This is a genomic window from Rhodococcus sp. P3_B8, assembly GCF_056402775.1.
Genome location: NZ_JBFUGT010000054.1, coordinates 1 through 17,136, shown reverse-complemented (window position 1 = coordinate 17,136; position 17,136 = coordinate 1). Strand labels below are relative to the sequence as shown.

The 17,136-nt window shown below is 62.9% G+C and carries 16 protein-coding genes; 15 read left to right on the top strand and 1 reads right to left on the bottom strand.

The annotated features are described in order from the left end of the window. Nucleotides 1–2 precede the first annotated feature (2 nt). From AC1D1G_RS19025 to AC1D1G_RS18970, 12 genes are all read left to right on the top strand, one after another. The gene (locus tag AC1D1G_RS19025) at nt 3–1,565 is read left to right on the top strand and encodes an AMP-binding protein (protein ID WP_477953223.1); all 1,563 of its coding nucleotides are present in this window, start codon (nt 3–5) and stop codon (nt 1,563–1,565) included. A gap of 5 nt (nt 1,566–1,570) precedes the next feature. Then, a complete protein-coding gene (locus tag AC1D1G_RS19020; RefSeq protein WP_477953221.1) occupies nt 1,571–3,151 on the top strand; it encodes a class I adenylate-forming enzyme family protein in 1,581 nt (526 codons plus the stop codon). A 2-nt stretch (nt 3,152–3,153) separates the two neighbouring features. Continuing rightward, complete coding sequence (locus AC1D1G_RS19015) at nt 3,154–3,990, top strand: SDR family NAD(P)-dependent oxidoreductase (protein WP_283334359.1); 837 nt, start codon at nt 3,154–3,156, stop codon at nt 3,988–3,990. Between the two features lie 47 nt (nt 3,991–4,037). Further along, nucleotides 4,038–5,513, top strand: coding sequence for an aldehyde dehydrogenase family protein (locus AC1D1G_RS19010; RefSeq protein WP_317571379.1), 1,476 nt, complete (start codon nt 4,038–4,040; stop codon nt 5,511–5,513). Nucleotides 5,514–5,573: 60 nt separating this feature from the next. Continuing rightward, complete coding sequence (locus tag AC1D1G_RS19005; protein ID WP_283334357.1) at nt 5,574–6,503, top strand: TIGR03621 family F420-dependent LLM class oxidoreductase; 930 nt, start codon at nt 5,574–5,576, stop codon at nt 6,501–6,503. 36 nt (nt 6,504–6,539) lie between these two features. Next, entirely contained in the window at nt 6,540–7,256 is a 717-nt protein-coding gene (locus AC1D1G_RS19000) for a thiolase family protein (protein ID WP_477953218.1), read from the top strand. Nucleotides 7,257–7,369: 113 nt separating this feature from the next. Next, nucleotides 7,370–7,981, top strand: coding sequence for a TetR/AcrR family transcriptional regulator (locus tag AC1D1G_RS18995; protein ID WP_477953217.1), 612 nt, complete (start codon nt 7,370–7,372; stop codon nt 7,979–7,981). 74 nt (nt 7,982–8,055) lie between these two features. After that, complete coding sequence (locus AC1D1G_RS18990; protein WP_477953215.1) at nt 8,056–8,691, top strand: hypothetical protein; 636 nt, start codon at nt 8,056–8,058, stop codon at nt 8,689–8,691. Beyond that, the gene (locus AC1D1G_RS18985; protein ID WP_477953214.1) at nt 8,636–9,964 is read left to right on the top strand and encodes an LLM class flavin-dependent oxidoreductase; all 1,329 of its coding nucleotides are present in this window, start codon (nt 8,636–8,638) and stop codon (nt 9,962–9,964) included. The genes AC1D1G_RS18990 and AC1D1G_RS18985 overlap by 56 nt, the downstream gene beginning before the upstream one ends. Next, on the top strand, nt 9,961–10,710 hold the full coding sequence (locus AC1D1G_RS18980; protein ID WP_283334352.1) for an SDR family NAD(P)-dependent oxidoreductase: 750 nt from the start codon (nt 9,961–9,963) through the stop codon (nt 10,708–10,710). The genes AC1D1G_RS18985 and AC1D1G_RS18980 overlap by 4 nt, the downstream gene beginning before the upstream one ends. Before the next feature lie 41 nt (nt 10,711–10,751). Beyond that, nucleotides 10,752–11,735 carry an alpha/beta hydrolase gene (locus tag AC1D1G_RS18975; protein WP_477953212.1) on the top strand — a complete coding sequence of 328 codons (984 nt, stop codon included), beginning with the start codon at nt 10,752–10,754 and terminating at the stop codon, nt 11,733–11,735. A gap of 36 nt (nt 11,736–11,771) precedes the next feature. Continuing rightward, entirely contained in the window at nt 11,772–12,671 is a 900-nt protein-coding gene (locus AC1D1G_RS18970; RefSeq protein WP_477953211.1) for a TIGR03621 family F420-dependent LLM class oxidoreductase, read from the top strand. 58 nt (nt 12,672–12,729) lie between these two features. Here AC1D1G_RS18970 and AC1D1G_RS18965 read toward each other — a convergent pair whose 3' ends face one another. Further along, nucleotides 12,730–13,500, bottom strand: a complete 771-nt coding sequence (locus tag AC1D1G_RS18965) for an SDR family NAD(P)-dependent oxidoreductase (RefSeq protein ID WP_105422303.1) — start codon at nt 13,498–13,500, stop codon at nt 12,730–12,732. 121 nt (nt 13,501–13,621) lie between these two features. Here AC1D1G_RS18965 and AC1D1G_RS18960 point away from each other — a divergent pair, with 121 nt between their 5' ends. The 3 genes from AC1D1G_RS18960 to AC1D1G_RS18950 all read left to right on the top strand — a co-directional run bounded on the left by AC1D1G_RS18960 (nt 13,622) and on the right by AC1D1G_RS18950 (nt 17,112). Next, nucleotides 13,622–14,413 (top strand): SDR family NAD(P)-dependent oxidoreductase, encoded by a 792-nt coding sequence (locus tag AC1D1G_RS18960; RefSeq protein WP_317571385.1) that lies wholly within the window; start codon nt 13,622–13,624, stop codon nt 14,411–14,413. A gap of 64 nt (nt 14,414–14,477) precedes the next feature. Next, nucleotides 14,478–15,467: a phosphotriesterase family protein gene (locus AC1D1G_RS18955; protein WP_477953209.1), complete on the top strand. Its 990-nt coding sequence runs from the start codon at nt 14,478–14,480 to the stop codon at nt 15,465–15,467. Nucleotides 15,468–15,612: 145 nt separating this feature from the next. Further along, on the top strand, nt 15,613–17,112 hold the full coding sequence (locus AC1D1G_RS18950) for an MFS transporter (RefSeq protein WP_317571386.1): 1,500 nt from the start codon (nt 15,613–15,615) through the stop codon (nt 17,110–17,112). The last annotated feature ends 24 nt before the right edge of the window (nt 17,113–17,136 follow it).

Here is a 17,136-nt window from a genome sequence, read left to right as displayed (position 1 = left end):
TCGTGTATTCAGAGCTGTCCCTCGCCGACATCGTTCGGGAGAACCGCCGCGGCCGCGGTGACATGGTGGCCCTCGTCGACGGTGACGAGCGGATTACCTACGCCGAGTTCGATGAGCGGACGGACCGACTGGCGAACGCCCTGACAAGCGAAGGGGTGCTTCCCGGTGATCGCGTGTTGTGGATCGGAGCAAACTCTCACCGCGTCTTCGAGTTGCTCATCGCGGCGGGCAAAGTGGGCGCCATCCTGTGCCCGGCGAACTGGCGGCAGAGTGCGGACGAGCTCCGCTTCGTCATCGACGATCTTCAGCCGAAGCTGATCGTCTCGGAACCGAAAATCGTTGGAGACCTCCACGACAGTCTGGGTGACGACCGTATCCCGTGGGTGCGTTGCAGCGACGACTCCGATGACGAGTACCAGCGGTGGTCGGCGTCCTTTCCAACGACTCCGGCACCCTTACCGGAGTCGATCCACGCCGAGGATCCGGTCCTGCTTTTGTACACCGCAGCGTTCGACGGACGCCCGAACGGTGCACTCATCTCCCACCGAGCGCTGATCAGCCACTCCCTGGTCGTCGCTGTCCAACGCCAGATCACGGAGGGGTTCGTCTTCCTCGACAGCGGTCCGCTCTTTCACATCGGAACCTGGATGTTCGCGGTGGCTACATTCGTGTGCGGCGGGACGAATGTCGTTCTTCCCCAGTTCGAACCGCGACGGGCATGCGAACTGATCGAGCGAGAGCGGTGCCAGGGCGCCATGCTGTTTCCCGCGATGATCGATCAGCTGGTTGCCGCCAACGGGGACGATCGATACGATCTGTCGAGTCTGTGCTTCGGTCCGGCAGGCTCGACCTGGAATCACATGATTACCCTCGATCGAAGTCCATGGGGCAGATCCAACGCCGGATACGGACAGACGGAAGTCGGCGGAATGCTGACCTACCACGCTCTCGGCATCAATGGTCTGGGTACTCACGGACGCTCGAGCCCACTCATGCAGGTGCGGATCGTCGATACCGACGGACGAGATGTGTCGGCCGGCGACGTCGGTGAGATCACGACCCGCGGAATGCACCTCTTCAACGGATATTTCAACCGCCCTGATCTCAACGCCGCTCGATTCCGAGACGGGTGGTACCACACAGGTGACCTCGGGAGAAGGGAATCCGACGGCACCGTGTCATTTGTCGGCCCCAAACTGCGCATGATCAAATCCGGTGGCGAGAACATCTATCCGGCCGAGGTGGAACGCGCCCTACTCGGACATCCCGACGTCGACTCAGCTGCAGTCATCGGCCGGCCAGACAGCACCTGGGGCCAGTCCGTGGTCGCGCTCGTGGTGCGAAATGCGTCGTCGTCGGTGACCGAGCAGGAGCTGATCGCGCACGTGCGCAACCAGGTCGCGTCGTACAAGAAGCCGAAATCGGTGGTCTTCGTCGAGGCGATCCCGAGGCGCGGATTCGTACCCGACTACGACCTCCTGGACATACGGCACGGAGGCGGCGGATACCCCGGCAGTGACCCGACTCCGATCACCACAGCAGCAACGAGCGAGATGACGAGGTGAGATCGATGCAAGGGACCCCCTACTCGAATTTCGGCTACGCGATCCTGTCCGCACAGCGCAATCGAGCACCTCATATGCCGGCGTTGGCGTACTGCGGCCGAGAGCGGCTCACCTACGCCGAGCTGGACGGCCGGGTCAACCGAACCGCCAACGCACTCCTCGCGGCCGGCGTACGTCCCGGAGAACGGGTGGCGACACTGCTCGACTCCACACTCTCGGTTGCTGAGATCTACCTGGCGCAGACGAAAATCGGCTCCGTTCTCTGTGCCCTCAACCCGTACTGGCCTCTCGACACGTTCGAGCAGATCGTCACCAGGATCGAGGCCACCACCTTCGTCTACGATGCGAAGTTCGACCGGGTCATCGACCAACTTCGACCCACGCTTCAGCACATCCGGACCTGGATCCGAACCGGCGGCGCACCGGACAGCAACGACGCGGTCGACCTCGACCAACTGACGACGGAGTCTTCGGAAACGGAACCACCCCTCGGCGCAGGGGGAGACGATCTGCTCGCCTTGTTCTTCACCTCGGGCACGACAGGATTGCCGAAGGCCGTGCAGTACACGCACGCCTCGGGAATCGCGATCTCCCAAGGCCTGTGGGCAGATGTCCCTGTACTGAGGCAGGCGGCACTGGGAACCGGCCCGATCATCTGGGGGGTTGGCTTCATTGCCGTCGCCGCGCCGGCCTTGGCGGCCGGAATCACACTCGTACTCGAGGACAACTTCGGACCAGAACAGTTCCTGAAAACGGTTCCGCGGGAGAGAATCACCCATATCAGCGTGACACCGAGCTTCTTCGTGGAGCTGTTGTCCGCTGCGGATCACGAAGCGGTCGACCTCAGCTCCCTGCGTGTAGCCATGCTCGGTGGCGAACCGCTGTTGGCGTCATTGCAGGACCGGATCTCCCGGCGTCTCCCGAGCCTGGAGCTGTACGGGTACTACGGTCAGACCGAGGCTCCGTACAGCGTGATCGGCCGCCGCGACGACGGGAGCGTCCCGGACGGGGTAGTCGGGTGGGCCCGATTCGGGGGTGCCGTCAGGGTGGTCGATTCGACCGGTGCGCCCGTAATCGACACGGTGGGGGAGATCCAGATCAGCGGACCCCACGTGTCGGCCGGTTACTACGGGCAACCCGACGCCACGAGTGACGCGCTCAGGGGCGGATGGTTCGTCGGAGGCGACATTGGCTCGCTCGATGAGCACGGTCGGTTGACAGTGCTCGGGCGGCGAACCGACGCTATCGAGCGCGACGGCGTTCTCACTCTCCCCGCGCAGATCGAAGACGTCGCATCCCGGGTGGACGGGGTAGCCGAAGCCGGTGCTGTCGGGCTGCCTGTTCATGATTCGGATCCGCAGATACTGCTGGTGCTGGCACCGAAGCAGGGTTGTGAGCTTGACCGGGAGGAAATCGCCGATCGCCTCGCCGTCGCACTAGCGCCCGCTTCCAGACCCGATCACATCGTAGTGGTGGACAGCTTGCCGCACGCCAACGACGGCTCCGGTGGCAAGGGCAAACTTCTGCGACGAGTGCTTGTCGAACAGTTCGGGCATCTAACCGATTCCTCGGTAGTGAAAGGCTGACAATGGGTTTCCTCGAAGGTCAGGTCGTTGTCGTCACGGGTGGCGCGCGAGGCCAAGGGCGCTCACACGCCGTCGCGGCCGCGCGTCAGGGGGCTGACGTCGTCCTACTCGATCGTTGTACAGACGTACCGTGCATCGGTTACCCGCAGGCCGAGGAGTCTGACCTCCGGGACACCGAGGCGCTTGTCCGTGAGTGTGGAACTCGTGCGTTCGGCCTAGTGTGTGACGTCGCCGACCGCGAGCAGACGCTCTCCGCGATGGACAAGGTCCTCGACATGTTCGGGCGCATCGACGTCCTGATAGCAAACGCCGGGGTGTACGGAGGCGGGTCGATCCAGGACGCCGATTTCGACGTGTGGAACGAAGTGCTCGGAAGCAACCTCACCGGGGTTTTCCACAGCATGCGGGCGGTGAGTCCCCAGATGATCGCCCAGGGGTACGGGCGAATCGTGGTGACGGCCTCCAACCAGGGGCGGACCGCGGTGCCGGGATCGATTCCATACGTTGCGTCAAAATGGGGCGCAATCGGACTGGTGAAAGCTGCCGCGCAGGATTTGGCGGCCTTCGGAATCACCGTCAACGGAGTGGCCCCCGGTAACACGTCCACCAAGATGGTGCATAACGAGGCTCTCTACCGGGCGATGCGCCCGGACCTCGCGAACCCCTCCTGGGACGATGTCGAGCCCGCGCTGCGCGTACACCATGTCCAGCCGATCGCACTGCTCGAGCCGCGCGAGATCACGGCAGCAGTGATGTTTCTGATCGGCCCGGACACCCCACACATCACCGGCAGCATCATCGACGTCAACGCCGGTACCGCGTCGCGGACAACCGCGTAGCGACTCCGCCCGCTGATGACTGCGCTCTCCGCTCGAAGGGACACGACATGGCGATCTATGACGAACCGATGGACTATCTGCAGCTGATTGACGGCGAGCTCCGGCCGTCGCGGAACGGGCAGTGGATCGACAGCGTGAATCCGGCGACCGGCCAGGTCTGGGCTCGAATCCCCGCCGGTGGTGCGGAAGACATCGATGACGCGATACGCGCAGCGAAGTCGGCGCTCGACTCCTGGCGTGCTCTCCCGGCTGCATCCCGTGCTGCCCTGCTGCGGTCCTGGGCGGCAACCGTCCGCGAGAATCTCGACACGTTGTGGCGCCTGGACGCCACCGACAACGGACGAGCGCGCCGGGAAGCGGAACCGGCCATCGCGGGCGCCGCGTCGCAGATCGAATTCCACGCCGGGCTGGCCGAGACGATCACCGGCGATACGGTCCTCGTGTCGGACTCCGCGACGACCTATTCAGTACGTGAGCCATTCGGTGTGGTGGGTCTGATTATCCCGTGGAATGCACCGTTGGCGATGTTCCTGGCGAAGGTCTCCGCGGCGATCGCCGCCGGTAACACGATCGTCGTCAAACCTCCCGAGCGGGCGTCGGTGTCGGTGCTCGTTGCTGCGCAGCTTCTCGAGAAGGCGGGGATTCCCCGTGGCGTGGTGAATGTGGTGACCGGGGAAGGTTCCAGTGCCGGTGAGGCACTGGTGAGGCATCCAGATGTCCGCAAGATCAGTTTCACCGGTTCGACCGCGACTGGGCGGCGGATTACCGAGAACTCGGTGGCCAACATCAAATCTCTCGCACTCGAACTCGGCGGGAAGTCGCCGAACATCGTTTTCGCGGACGCAGACCTCGATCAGGCTGCCGATGTGGTTGCGGCAGGAATCTACACCGCCAGCGCGGGGCAGGCCTGCATCGCAGGATCGCGCATCCTCGTCGAGGAAGCGATCTTCGTCGACTTCGTGGAGCGACTGCGGTCGAGAGCCTCCGCGATGGTACTGGGGAACCCCCTGGACTCCCGGACCGACATGGGTCCCCTTGCGTTCGACGGTCAGTACGACAAGGTCCGCGAATACTTGGAGAGCGGACGGCAAGAGGGAGCGACGCTTGCGTTCGGTGGTCGCTGCGGCAGCGAATTGTTCACGCCCGAAAGTCCACTGCGCGAAGGATACTTCGTTGAACCCACGCTCTTTCTCACTGAAGATCCGCAACTTCGGGTGTGCCAGGAGGAGATCTTCGGGCCGGTCGCCGTGGCCATGCCGTTCGCGGACGAAGCCGACGCCGTCCGGTTGGCCAACGACAGCGGATACGGTCTCGCTGCCGGCGTCTGGACCCAGAACCTCTCGCGCGCGCTCCGTCTTACTCGCCGACTCGAGGCGGGCACCGTGTGGGTCAATACGTATCGCCGACTGCATTGGGCGCTCCCGTTCGGCGGGCAGAAGGAAAGCGGGACGGGCACCTCGAACGGGCCCACTACGTTGGACGAATGGCTCGAGCACAAGAGTGTGTGGATCGAGCACGGGTAGTACCGATCTGGGCGAACGGGCCCACACGCCACATTCATCCGCGTGCGACGGGATATCGCAATGACCGGAAAGATTCGGTTCGGAGCCACGCTGGCGCCGAGCGTGTCGGCGAAGAAATGGCGCGAACGCGTCACAGCGCTCGAAGACAGCCCGTTTGACGTCCTTCTCGTCAACGACCACTTGAGCGGGCTGCGGTACGCGCCGATGGTGGCCCTAGCCGCGGCCGCGCAGCTGACCGATCGCATTCGGCTGGGTGTCCTCGTCCTTGCGAACGACTACCGACACCCCGCAGTGCTGGCGAAAGAAGCTGCGACGCTCGACCTGCTGTCCGGTGGGCGCCTCGAGTTGGGGATGGGCGCCGGGTGGATGCGTTCCGATTATGACAGCGCCGGAATCGCTTTTGATTCGCCTCGAGTACGCCTGGCAAGGCTCCGGGAAGGCGTTCAGATTGTGCGGGAGGCGTGGAAGGCCGGCCCGTCCGACTTCACGGGTGAATTTTACACGGCCACAGGGCTTGACCACGCGCCGTTGCCCCTACAAGACGGCGGACCGCCTCTACTTCTCGGCGGGGGAGGTCCCCAGATGCTTCGGTTTGCGGCTCGCGAAGGTGACATCGTCAACGTCACTACTCGAACGGCGAGCAATGGACGGGGAGTCGCTCCCGATGACGTCGGTCTCGAACCGCTCCTGCGCAAGTTGGAACTAGTGCACGATGCAGCCAAGGAGGCAGATCGGGAGGTGGAGATCTCGGTGGGTATCCGTGCCGTGGCGATTGACGACAGGCTGAGCGAAGTGCATCCCACGCTGGGAAATCACGTCGATGCCATGCGTCCGACTCCCTTTATCATGGAGGGCAGCGTCGAATCCGTCGCGGAAAAGATTCTTTTGTGGCACGAGTTGCACAACGTCTCGTATTTCGTCCTCGCGAATGACAGCGACGTGGAGAAGATGATTCCTGTCGTGCAGCGGGTGAAGGAGCAGAATCGTTGAATGCGCTGACAGACATGATCTCAGGAGGAGGGGACCGTGCATGAGGTCGTAGTTCTCGATGCGGCCCGGACGGCAATCGGAAAGTCGTTCCGCGGCGGACTCGCCGATGTGAGAGCCGACGACATCGGCTCCACCGTGATTGCAGCACTTCTCGCGCGCAACGACTATTTGCAACCGGACGATGTTTCCGAACTCTATTGGGGTTGTAGTCTTCCCGATCATTCCCAGGGCTACAACACCGCGCGGCAGGTTGGGCTCCTCGGGGGGCTTCCGGTGACCGTTCCCGCAATTACGTTGAGTCGATCGTGTGGTTCGGCGCTGTCTGCAGTCAGGATGGCTGCTCATGCGATTGCTGTTGGTGACGGTGAGGTCTACGTCGCCGGTGGTGGCGACAGTTTCTCATTGTGTCTCGGCAAAGGGTTCTCCCCAGCCGACCATCACCCGCGGTTCACCGATACGCGTCGCCCGGATTTCATCAACTTTGCGTATATGGAGGTGTTCGACACCGCGGAGATCGTGGCAGCGCGATACGGGGTCACGCGGACGGAGATGGATGAATTCGCGCTCCTGTCCCATTCGCGGGCGAGCCGCGCCGCCGCAGCGGGGTACTTCGACTCCGAAATCGTGCCGTTCGAACTTCCGGATGGCACGATCTTTGCCCACGACGACTCGCCGCGGACGGACTCGAGTTTCGACTCACTTGCCGCCCTCCGATCCATCGCGCCCGCGCTGGACCCCAGCCATTCCCCATAGCCTTGGCCGCGTGATCCTGGACGGGCAGCACGGCATCGTCATGGGCGGGCGGTAGGAGCAACCCGTGAACTAGAGTTGCAGGTCGAACGGAATCTGGAAGGCGGGACGACGCGATGACCAAGGCTGCGCGCGGGAACATGCGCGACCTCCAGAAGGAGCTGACAAAGACTCGGCTGAAGGAGGCCGCGATCGCCTGCTTCGTCGAGAGCGGTTACCTCGCTACTGCGGTCACGGACATCACCAGCACGGCCGGCGCCACACGTGCCACCTTCTACCTGCACTACAAGACGAAGGCCGAGGTAGTGGATGCGCTCCTCGACGAGCTCGACATGGTGTACGCGGAGCCATTCTCGCGATTCGCCGCTGTTCTGGTGGAACCCAGCTTGGACGCGTTTCGGGTCTGGCTTCGCGAGATCGTGAAGATCTGGGAGACGACCCGCGAAATTTCGATCGTCGTGAGTGAGGCTGCCGGCGTGGAGAAGGAAATCGGCGACCGGAGGGGCCGCAGTTTCGACTTCGAAACGGACAGGATTGCGAAGGCCTTGTCGGCGACGGGGCGGTGGACGCCGAAGCAGGCCAAAATCCGGGCCTTGCTGATCTTCTCCCAGCTCGGCAGCCTCTTCATGCAGTGGTCAACGCCCGATTCCGACCTGGACGCGGTGGAGGCCGTGGACGTGCTGGCATCGATGTGGATGGCTGCACTCGACGAGCGAGAATTTCACTAGACTCACTGCCTCTTGACTAGACGCTGTGATCAGGGTTACATGGGCGACACCCCACTTCCCGGAGGATTCGCCTGATGTTGGTTACTTCAGATCTCGCTCCCCGCCGCTCCAGTGATTGTCTCGGCGTCCCTGTGGACGCACTCGCATCCGCGCGGGAGTTGCCGCGGTTGGCTCATCACGGCGATGTGCGAGCGGTCCGCGGCAACACCCGTCTGCATGCGTATGCGTTCCGGGATGCAAGCACCCCGGACGTCGACGAGAGCCGCCCGATGCTGGACGCGGCTCTGCACTCCATCTTCGACGCACTGACCGTTCGCCCCATCGACGGCGATTCGCGACTTTCATCCCATGGCATCGTCTTCCTGATCGAAGCGGGAGATCGTCCCGCCGGCATCGAGGAAATGAAGCGGCTTCTCGCCGAGGTCGGTGCGCACGGAATCCTACGGTGCGCGGCTGTGGGGCTCGCCGTGATCGGCGGTTCCGCTGCTGCCGCTGCAATCGACATCGACTTCCTCGCCCGCACCGTCCGCGCCTCCGGTGGATATGTCGTGGGCACGGGCATGGTCATCACGAAACGCGACGCAGCCACTGTGGCCGGCTCTGATGGCGCCGTCGAGTTCAAGGACATCACACTCGCGTCCAGTGTCAGCCTCCTTGGTCGCAGAGTGGCTACCCTCGCCGCCTCCGGACGCGCCCTGCGCGCCGCCTGACAGGCAGTCCGGATCCCCCCTTCAAGTCAGCGCCAATCTGTGTCGCCATCCGGCGAGCAAGCGCTTGGCTAACTACCACGAAAGGACCCGCATGCAGTTCTCCATGATTTTCGAGGCGCAGATCGCTGATCCCACGCCCGCGAAAGAGCGTCAGACCTACCTCGATTCGATCGAACAGGCCGTGTACGCCGAGGAGATGGGCTTCGACGGAGTCTGGGCGGTCGAGCACCACGGCCTCGAGCACTACTCGCACATGTCGGCGCCCGAACTGTTCCTTGCAACGGTGGCTGCGAAGACGTCTCGCATCCGGATCGGGCACGGTGCAGTCTGCATGCCATTCAACTTCAACTATCCCACCCGGGTGGCCGAACGGGCGGCCATGCTCGACGTCCTCTCGAACGGCCGCCTCAATTTGGGCGCTGCCAGGGGCGGCACCCTGCAGGAAGCTGCGATGTGCAACGTGGACCCCGCGGAAACCGCTGCCCAGGTGGAGGAGGCGCTCCGGATCGTCTCAGCGGCATGGCGCTCACCTGACTTCGAGTACCACGGTGAGCTCCTCGACATCAAAGCGCCGGATGGGAATTCGCCTCTCCGAGTGCTTCCGCGGCCTGTGCAAACCCCGCATCCACCGTTGTTCCTCGCCAGTACGAAGCCGGACACCGTAGTGCATTCTGCGGAACTCGGCGTGGGTGCGCTCGTGTTCGGCTTCGGCGGGCTCGACAGCATCAAGATGCAGCACCAACTCTATTGGGACCGGGTGAAGAGCCGCACGGGTGAAAAGTTCGTCTCGGATGTCACCAACGACCACTTCGTCGCACTGTGCCCGACGATCGTCCTCGACGACGAACAGCAAGCGAAGGAAATCGGGGCCCGCGGCCAGCGATTCTTCGGCGAATCCATCGGCTACTGGCATCTGGGCGGGGCAAACCCGCCCACCGGAGCAACCGTCGACGAGGACAACATCAAGTACATGCGTGCCAAGGCAGCTTCAGAGGAGGCGGCATTCGACCGCGGCGACCGCCCGCAATACTCCGAACGATCGCTCGCCGCAGCAAATTTCAACATCGACCATGCCTACGGCACGGTGGAGACCGCGATCAAGTATGTCGAGGAACTCGAGAAGGTCGGCGTCGACGAAGTTCTCTGCCTCATTCAGATGGGAACCGTTCCACAGGAGGTATGTATGGCTACCATCAAGGCCTGGGGTGAACATGTCATTCCACATTTCCGACTGCCGATCGCCGATCGTCAGCGCGCCGCAGCCGCGGTATGAGCCGGCTCGCCGGAAAGACCGCTCTCGTCACCGGCGGCGCCCAGGGACAGGGCGCGGCCGAGGCGCGGGCGTTCGCCCGTGAAGGAGCCCGGGTCGTCATCGCCGATGTAAATAGCGAACTCGGACTCGCGACAGCAGCCGAGATCGGTGAAGACGTCCGGTACACGTATCTCGACGTCTCTGACACCGACTCCTGGAAGCAGGTCGTCGCCGAAATCGACGACGACTACGGTAGCTTGGATGTGCTCGTCAACAATGCGGCACGATACTGGACGCGTCCGATCCTCGAGGAAAGCGACGATGCACTGGACGCCATCATCGGGGTAAACCTCAAGGGTGCCTTCCTCGGTATTCGCGCCGTCGCTCCCCTCATGATCGCGTCCGGCGGAGGTTCGATCATCAACGTCTCGTCCACCGCCGGATTCGCTGGTCACGTCGGCCACGCGGCGTACGGCATGACCAAATGGGGAATCCGCGGCCTGACACGCGTCGCGGCCGCGGAGTTGTCGCCGTCCCGGATCCGCGTAAACTGCTTGGTACCTGGAGCTGTCACCGGTCCCATGCTGGGAGTGAACATTCCGGACTCCGAACAACGTGATCCGGACCGGTGGACCGGACTTCCGTTGCGCCGTCCCGGGGAGCCCGAAGAGATCGCCGAAGGCGCCGTCTTCCTCGCTTCCGATGAATCCTCGTATATCACCGGCACGGACCTCGTACTCGATGGCGGCGCGACGGGAACGGGATAACAGGAAAAACTGTCGAGCTCATGATGAATACAGGAGGTCACGTGGACGCAGAGTTCGAGAACGTGGTGGCACACTTCCCGCCGCTGCAGTTCGAAGATCCTGCCGCGCAACGCGCAACTTTCGCCGCAATGCGGGCAACCGCGCCACCGCCGCGGCTGCCCGAGGACGTGGAGACACACTACGACTGCAGCATTCCCCTCGGCGATGGACATCAGGTTCCGGTCCGAATCCATGTGCCCCGAGATCTCGCCCACGACGCACCGACCTTGGTGTGGATTCACGGCGGTGGGTATGTTGTCGGGACGGCCGACGAAGATGACGCCCTATGCGCGCGAATAGCATCCGACATCGGCATTGGTGTGGTGTCGGTCGAGTACCGGCTGGCCCCCGAGCATCCGTTCCCGCAGGGACTTGACGACTGTCATGCCGTTGTCTCGGCACTCGTCGACGCACACCGTCCCGGGACTCTCGCGCTCCTTGGCACCGGGAAGGTCGTGATCGGGGGCGGTAGTGCCGGAGCCGGATTGGCGGCCGCGGTCGCGCTACGGCTTCGTGACGAGGGCCGATTTGCGCTCGCGGGACAGATATTGCTGTACCCGTTCATCGACTCGACGCTGACATCACCGTCGATGACGTCCTTCGCGGACAGCGCGATTTTCAACGCCCACGATGCGGAGGTGTGCTGGGAACATTATTTGGGCGACCAACGGTTCGCTCCTCCGGTGTATGGTTCTCCCACTGCGGCTACCGATCTGAGCGGTCTTCCCCCGGCGTATGTTGCTGCGGCGGGCGCCGATTGTCTGCACGACGAGGCGGTCGACTATGCGTTGCGGATGAGAGCGGCGGGAGTGTCGGTCGAGTTGCACTCGTTTGCCGATGTGCCACATGGCTTTACCGGGGTTGCTCCATGGACGACCGCGAGTCGACGAGCCATTGCTGGTGTCGTCGATGCGATCCGGCGGTTCAGCGGGTTGCAGGAGATTTCACCATCAACGCCTGCCCTGGCGGCAGCACGCGAGGAATGAAGGTCAATGTCACAAGATAAGTCGACGAAAAAATTCATGTTCGGTGTCGTTGTACGGAAGGCGGACACCGGAAAGGCGTGGGCCGAGCGCGCACGCCTGGTCGAACAGTCCGGTTTCACGACGCTGTTGATGCCGGATCATTTCGTGGGTCCTCGTTTCGCCCCGATCGCGGCGCTGGCGTCGGCAGCCGCGGCCACGTCGACTCTGAGGATCGGCACCCTGGTGTTCTCGAATGACTACCGGCACCCCGTCGTGTTGGGCAAGGAATTGGCCACTCTCGACGTGCTGTCGGACGGCCGGCTCGACGTCGGGCTCGGCACTGGATGGATGCGTGAAGACTACGACCGAGCGGGATTGAGTTTCGACCCACCGAAGGTGCGCTTCGACAGATTCGTCGAGTCCATAGATGTCCTGCGTGGTGTGTGGGGGGAGGGGGCGTTCTCGTATAATGGGCAGTACTACCAGATCGACGAGCTGGTGCAGGAACCGAAGCCGGTGCAGAAGCCGTACCCGAAGTTCCTCTTCCCCGGAGGCGGCCCGAAGATGCTGAAGCTGGCAGGTCGGTACGCGAACTACGTCAATCTGACGCTGCGCGTGCGTGCCGACGGTACTGCGCCGGACGCGAAAGATGGTGGGCTGGAATCCTTCCTCGGGAAGATCGAGACGATCCGGGAGTCCGCTGGTACGCGGTTCGACGACATCGCGATCGGCACGAGCATCCAGGAAGTCGGCATTCCCCAAAGCAAGGAGAGCTGGAGTGCTGTCAATCTTTCACAGCAGGAAGAGACTCCACAGATCCTGCGTGGAGATGTCAGTGAGATGGTCGACAAGCTTCGGTACTGGCGTGACACGCACGGCCTCAACTTTTTCGTGCTTCACAACGACAAGGACCTGGAAACGTTCATCCCGGTCGTCGAGAAGCTGGCCGGCGAGTAGATGACGAACGAGGGGCGGGCCCGTCGAACGGCCCGCCCTTCGTTTCTGCTCGAGTACCTCAGACTCCGTACCCGCCGTCGACGTCGAGGGTCTGACCGGAGATGAAGTCGGCGCGATCGGACGCGAGGAAGGCGACTGCCTCGGCGATATCGTCCGCGTCGCCGAAGCGGCGCAACGGAATGTTGCGACGGGTGATGTCGAGCGCGCGTTCGTCGAGATCGCCTGACCCGATCAACCGCGCGGCCATCCCGTCGGTGAGCATTCCCGGCCCGACGCAGTTCGCGCGCAGGCCGAATCGTCCTTCCTCCGCGGCCAGAGCTCGGACGACGGCTTCCACGGCTCCCTTGGGACCCGAGGACAGTCCGTCGCGAACCGGGAATCGTCGGGTGGCAGCCGTCGTGACCGCCACGATGCTGCCACGCGACTCGCGGAGGAGCGGCAGCGTCGGGTGCACCAGATTGAAGAACGCGGCCGCGTCACCCTCGAGTTGTGCTCGGAACTGATGGGGTGTGACCTGACTCAGGTGGGTCATCGGTACGTGGGGTCCGGCGGCATAGATGACCGTGTGGATCCCGCCGAACGAGTCGCGCACACTAGTTGCGAGCTCGGATGCCTCCTCGATGCTGGCGAGGTCGACCCGCGCGAACTCGACCTTGGCGCCCAGTGCGCTGAGTTCGGACGCCAAACTCGCCGCACCCTCTTGGTTGCCGCGGTAGGTGAAGAAGATCTGGCTTCCTCGCTCGGCGAGTACGCGGCTGACGGCGCGCCCGATGCCACCGGTCCCGCCCGCAATAAGTGCTGCGCCGGGTCGTTTCTCGAAGTCGAGCATGCGCTCGCCCCTTTCCTGCTGGATTGTCCGCCAACTATACCAAGCAATCGCTTGCTCTAGTACCGTGAAGGGGTCAGTTTTCTAAGAAAGGGATCGCACGATGGTCAATTGGGATGGCAAGGTGGCGATCGTCACGGGCGCTGCGCAAGGTGTCGGCCGAACTGTTTCACTGCGGCTCGCCGAAATGGGTGCGTCTGTGGTGATCAACGACATCCAGGAGGACAAGCTGGATTCGGTCGCGGAGGAAATCAGCGCACGTGGGGGAGTGGCGCTCGCGGTTCGGGCCGACGTGGGAATCCAGTCGGATGTCGAAAAACTTGTTGCACAGGCAGAGACGACCTTCGGGCGGATCGACACCCTCGTGAACAACGCCGTTGCCTACGGGGGCGTGGAGAAGAGTGACCTGAATGTCGAGGTCACTCCCGACAACGCCTGGGAGCGAACATTCGCCGTCAATTTCTATGGTGCTGTGTGGGCCACCCGCTTTGCCATCCCGATCATGCAACGCGGGGGTGGAGGCGTGATCGTCAACGTGGGATCCACCTCCGGATTCAGCGGGGACACAGTCCACGTCGCGTACGCAGCGTCGATGGCGGCCAAGTACTCGCTGACCCGGTCAGTGGCAACATCGCACGGGAAGAGGGGTATCCGCGTCAATGCCGTCGCGAGCGGGCTGATCCTGAGCCCGACCGCACAGCAGAACCTGTCCCCGGAAAAGCTCGAGGCCTACAACGCCAACCTGCTGGTTGACGAGTTCGGCGAAACCGAGGATCTGGCATCGGTAATCACATTCCTGGCGGGGCCGGAATCGAAGTACATCACCGGGCAGACAATCATTGTCGACGGCGGATTCCAGGCGCATCAACCATGGCATGCACAGAACCACATCGTTCATCCGCAGGCACCGATCTGATGCCCGCAGGAACACTCGCCGTCGTATCTGTCACCGCTCCGGTGACCCAGCACAGGAGATTCGCATGATGTCGCAACCTACAGTGTCGACCGCCACCGGCGACGTTCCGGTGTCCGCGCTCGGCAGAACGCTGATGCACGAGCACATCTTCGTCACCAGCCCGGAAGTCCAGCAGAACTGGCCCGACTACCCCGAACAGTGGGACGAAGATACTCAGATAGCCGAAGCCGTACAGCGTCTCGCGGCGCTCGAGGCCGAAGGATTCGACACGCTGGTCGACCTGACCGTGATTGGTCTCGGGCGATACGTTCCCAGGGTCGTGCGGGTGGCCGAGCAGTCGAACATCAACATCGTGGTCGCGACGGGCGCGTACGTCTTGAGTGAACTCCCCGTGTACTTCCACTACCGCGGTCCGGGGACCGCCGCCGGTGGGCCCGATCGCCTTGCCGAGTTCTTCATACGTGACATCACCGAAGGAATCACCGGGACCGGTGTTCGGGCGGCGGTGCTGAAATGCGTCACCGATGAGGCTGGTCTGACGAAGGACGTGGACCGAGTTTTGCGCTCGGTTGCACACGCGCACCGTGAAACTGGTGCACCGATTACTACGCACACCCATTCAGGGTTGCGCCGAGGCCTGGACCAGCAGAAGGTTTTCAAGGAGGAAGGCGTCGATCTGTCTCGGGTGGTGATCGGACACTCGGGTGACACCGACGACTTCGACTACCTCGAAGAACTTGCTGACGCGGGGTCGTATCTGGGAATGGATCGATTCGGGCTCAACACCGTGCCTTTTGACAAGCGCGTGGAGATCGTCGCGGAAATGTGCCGGCGCGGGTACGCCGGCCGGATGGTCTTGTCGCACGACACATCCTGCTTCTCCGATATGTCCGATCCGGTGCGTCGTCGAGAGATGAACCCACAGTGGCGCTGGACCCACATTCCTCAGGATGTCGTCCCGGCGCTGCTGGACAGAGGGGTCAGCCAGGGCCAGATCGATGTGATGCTCATCGAAAACCCCGCCCGGATCTTCGCGAACCAGGGCGGCTACTGAGGAAATGTCCGCGTAAGTAGTCCGATTCGGAAGTTCGACTATTGCCAAGCATGCGCTTGGTCAATTACTGTGACGGCAAGCCCAGCAGTGGCGTGCATCACATCATCTCTACATCATCCTTCCGGATCGGACAGGGAGCACGTGCATGACAACAAACCCACCCTCTGCCAACCCACTCGAGGAATCCGAGTACACACCGCCCGTCGGCGAAAAGGGCAAGATCTGGACGCCTCGGTGGATCGGCGCGCTTGTCGTCGTCGTCATGCTCGGGGAGTTGGCAACGTTTTCGTACAGCTTGGTCGGGACCGCGCTCCCGGGTATCGGCTTGCACTTCCAGACAACTGATCTGGGCTGGACGATCACCATCGCGAACCTTGTCACCGCCGTTGCCGTCGCAATGATCGGAAAGCTCGCCGACCTACGCGGCAAGCGAAACCTGCTTGTCATTGTCACCGCCCTGTCGGCGGCTGGCGGCGTCATCTCAGCGGTTGCCCCGACCTATGAGGTCTTTCTCGTCGGGCGGGGGCTGCAGGGACTTCTCTACGTGACACCCGCGCTGGGGTACTCCCTCATCCGCGACGTGTTCCCGAAGCAACTGATCGCCTTCGCGATCACAGTGACCTTCACCGGTGCCGGTGCGCTTCTCGTCATTTCGCCCTTCATCGCGGGGTGGCTCATCGACGGGTACGGCCCACTGTCGGTCTTCTGGTGCATTGCCGCATTCCAGGTGATCTGCATCATCGGGGTATTGCTGCTACTTCCGGAGTCGCCGCTGCGGGTGAAGTCTCGACTCGACTGGGTTGGTGCAATCCTGCTCGGAGCCGGTGGTGCGCTGCTCGTCTACGGGCTTGGCAATGCCGGCACCTGGGGATGGACATCGACGAGCTTCGTCGGATTCATGGTCGCGGGACTGGCGTGCTTTGCCGCGTGGATCTGGTGGGACAGTTCGTTTCCCGAGCCGATCATCGAGATCTCATTGCTCCGCACCCGACCCATGTGGACGACGCTCATACTCAACGCTGCTGTGTACGGGCCAGCGGCGATCGTCGTGTCGCTCGTACCCATCATCGTCCAGATGCCACGCGATCCGGGAGGCGAGATCGGCTTCGCCTCGGATGCATTCGGAGTGGCCGCCTACATGGCGCCACACGGGGCGGCGATGGTCATCTGTGGGTTCATCTGTGGTGCCAAAGCTGCGCGATGGGGAATTCGCGTCCCGATGATGGCAGGCTGCAGTGCCCTCGCTGTTGGTAGTATCGGACTCGCCTTCCTGCACTCCGAAACGTGGCAAGTGCTGTTGTGGCTGCTCTTCTGTGGAATCGGTATGGGCGCGACGTACGGTGGACTGCCCAATCTCGTTGTCCAGTCTGCACCGCCCGAGAAGCAGGGCATCACATCGTCGATCATGCTGTCGGCGCAGAACTTGTCGAGTGCCATTGCGGTTCAGCTCGCCTTCGCGATGCTGGCGATGCATACCTTTACGACCGAACTGGGAACCTTCTTCGACTCCGACGGATATCGCCTGGCATTCCTCGTCTCGGCCGGGTTCGCCCTCGTCGGACTTGCGATCCTCAAGATCATGCCGCACGGTCGTGCGAGCGACGTTCGGGACGTCAAGACCGCGTCCGACGTGATCGCGCACTGACACGACACTAGATACACAGAAGCG

Coding starts and splice junctions, on each gene's coding strand:
- AC1D1G_RS19020 (WP_477953221.1), top strand. CDS start 1,571: ATGCAAGGGACCCCCTACTCGAATTTCGGCTACGCGATCCTGTCCGCA.
- AC1D1G_RS19015 (WP_283334359.1), top strand. CDS start 3,154: ATGGGTTTCCTCGAAGGTCAGGTCGTTGTCGTCACGGGTGGCGCGCGA.
- AC1D1G_RS19010 (WP_317571379.1), top strand. CDS start 4,038: ATGGCGATCTATGACGAACCGATGGACTATCTGCAGCTGATTGACGGC.
- AC1D1G_RS19005 (WP_283334357.1), top strand. CDS start 5,574: ATGACCGGAAAGATTCGGTTCGGAGCCACGCTGGCGCCGAGCGTGTCG.
- AC1D1G_RS18995 (WP_477953217.1), top strand. CDS start 7,370: ATGACCAAGGCTGCGCGCGGGAACATGCGCGACCTCCAGAAGGAGCTG.
- AC1D1G_RS18990 (WP_477953215.1), top strand. CDS start 8,056: ATGTTGGTTACTTCAGATCTCGCTCCCCGCCGCTCCAGTGATTGTCTC.
- AC1D1G_RS18980 (WP_283334352.1), top strand. CDS start 9,961: ATGAGCCGGCTCGCCGGAAAGACCGCTCTCGTCACCGGCGGCGCCCAG.
- AC1D1G_RS18970 (WP_477953211.1), top strand. CDS start 11,772: ATGTTCGGTGTCGTTGTACGGAAGGCGGACACCGGAAAGGCGTGGGCC.
- AC1D1G_RS18965 (WP_105422303.1), bottom strand. CDS start 13,500: ATGCTCGACTTCGAGAAACGACCCGGCGCAGCACTTATTGCGGGCGGG.
- AC1D1G_RS18955 (WP_477953209.1), top strand. CDS start 14,478: ATGATGTCGCAACCTACAGTGTCGACCGCCACCGGCGACGTTCCGGTG.
- AC1D1G_RS18950 (WP_317571386.1), top strand. CDS start 15,613: ATGACAACAAACCCACCCTCTGCCAACCCACTCGAGGAATCCGAGTAC.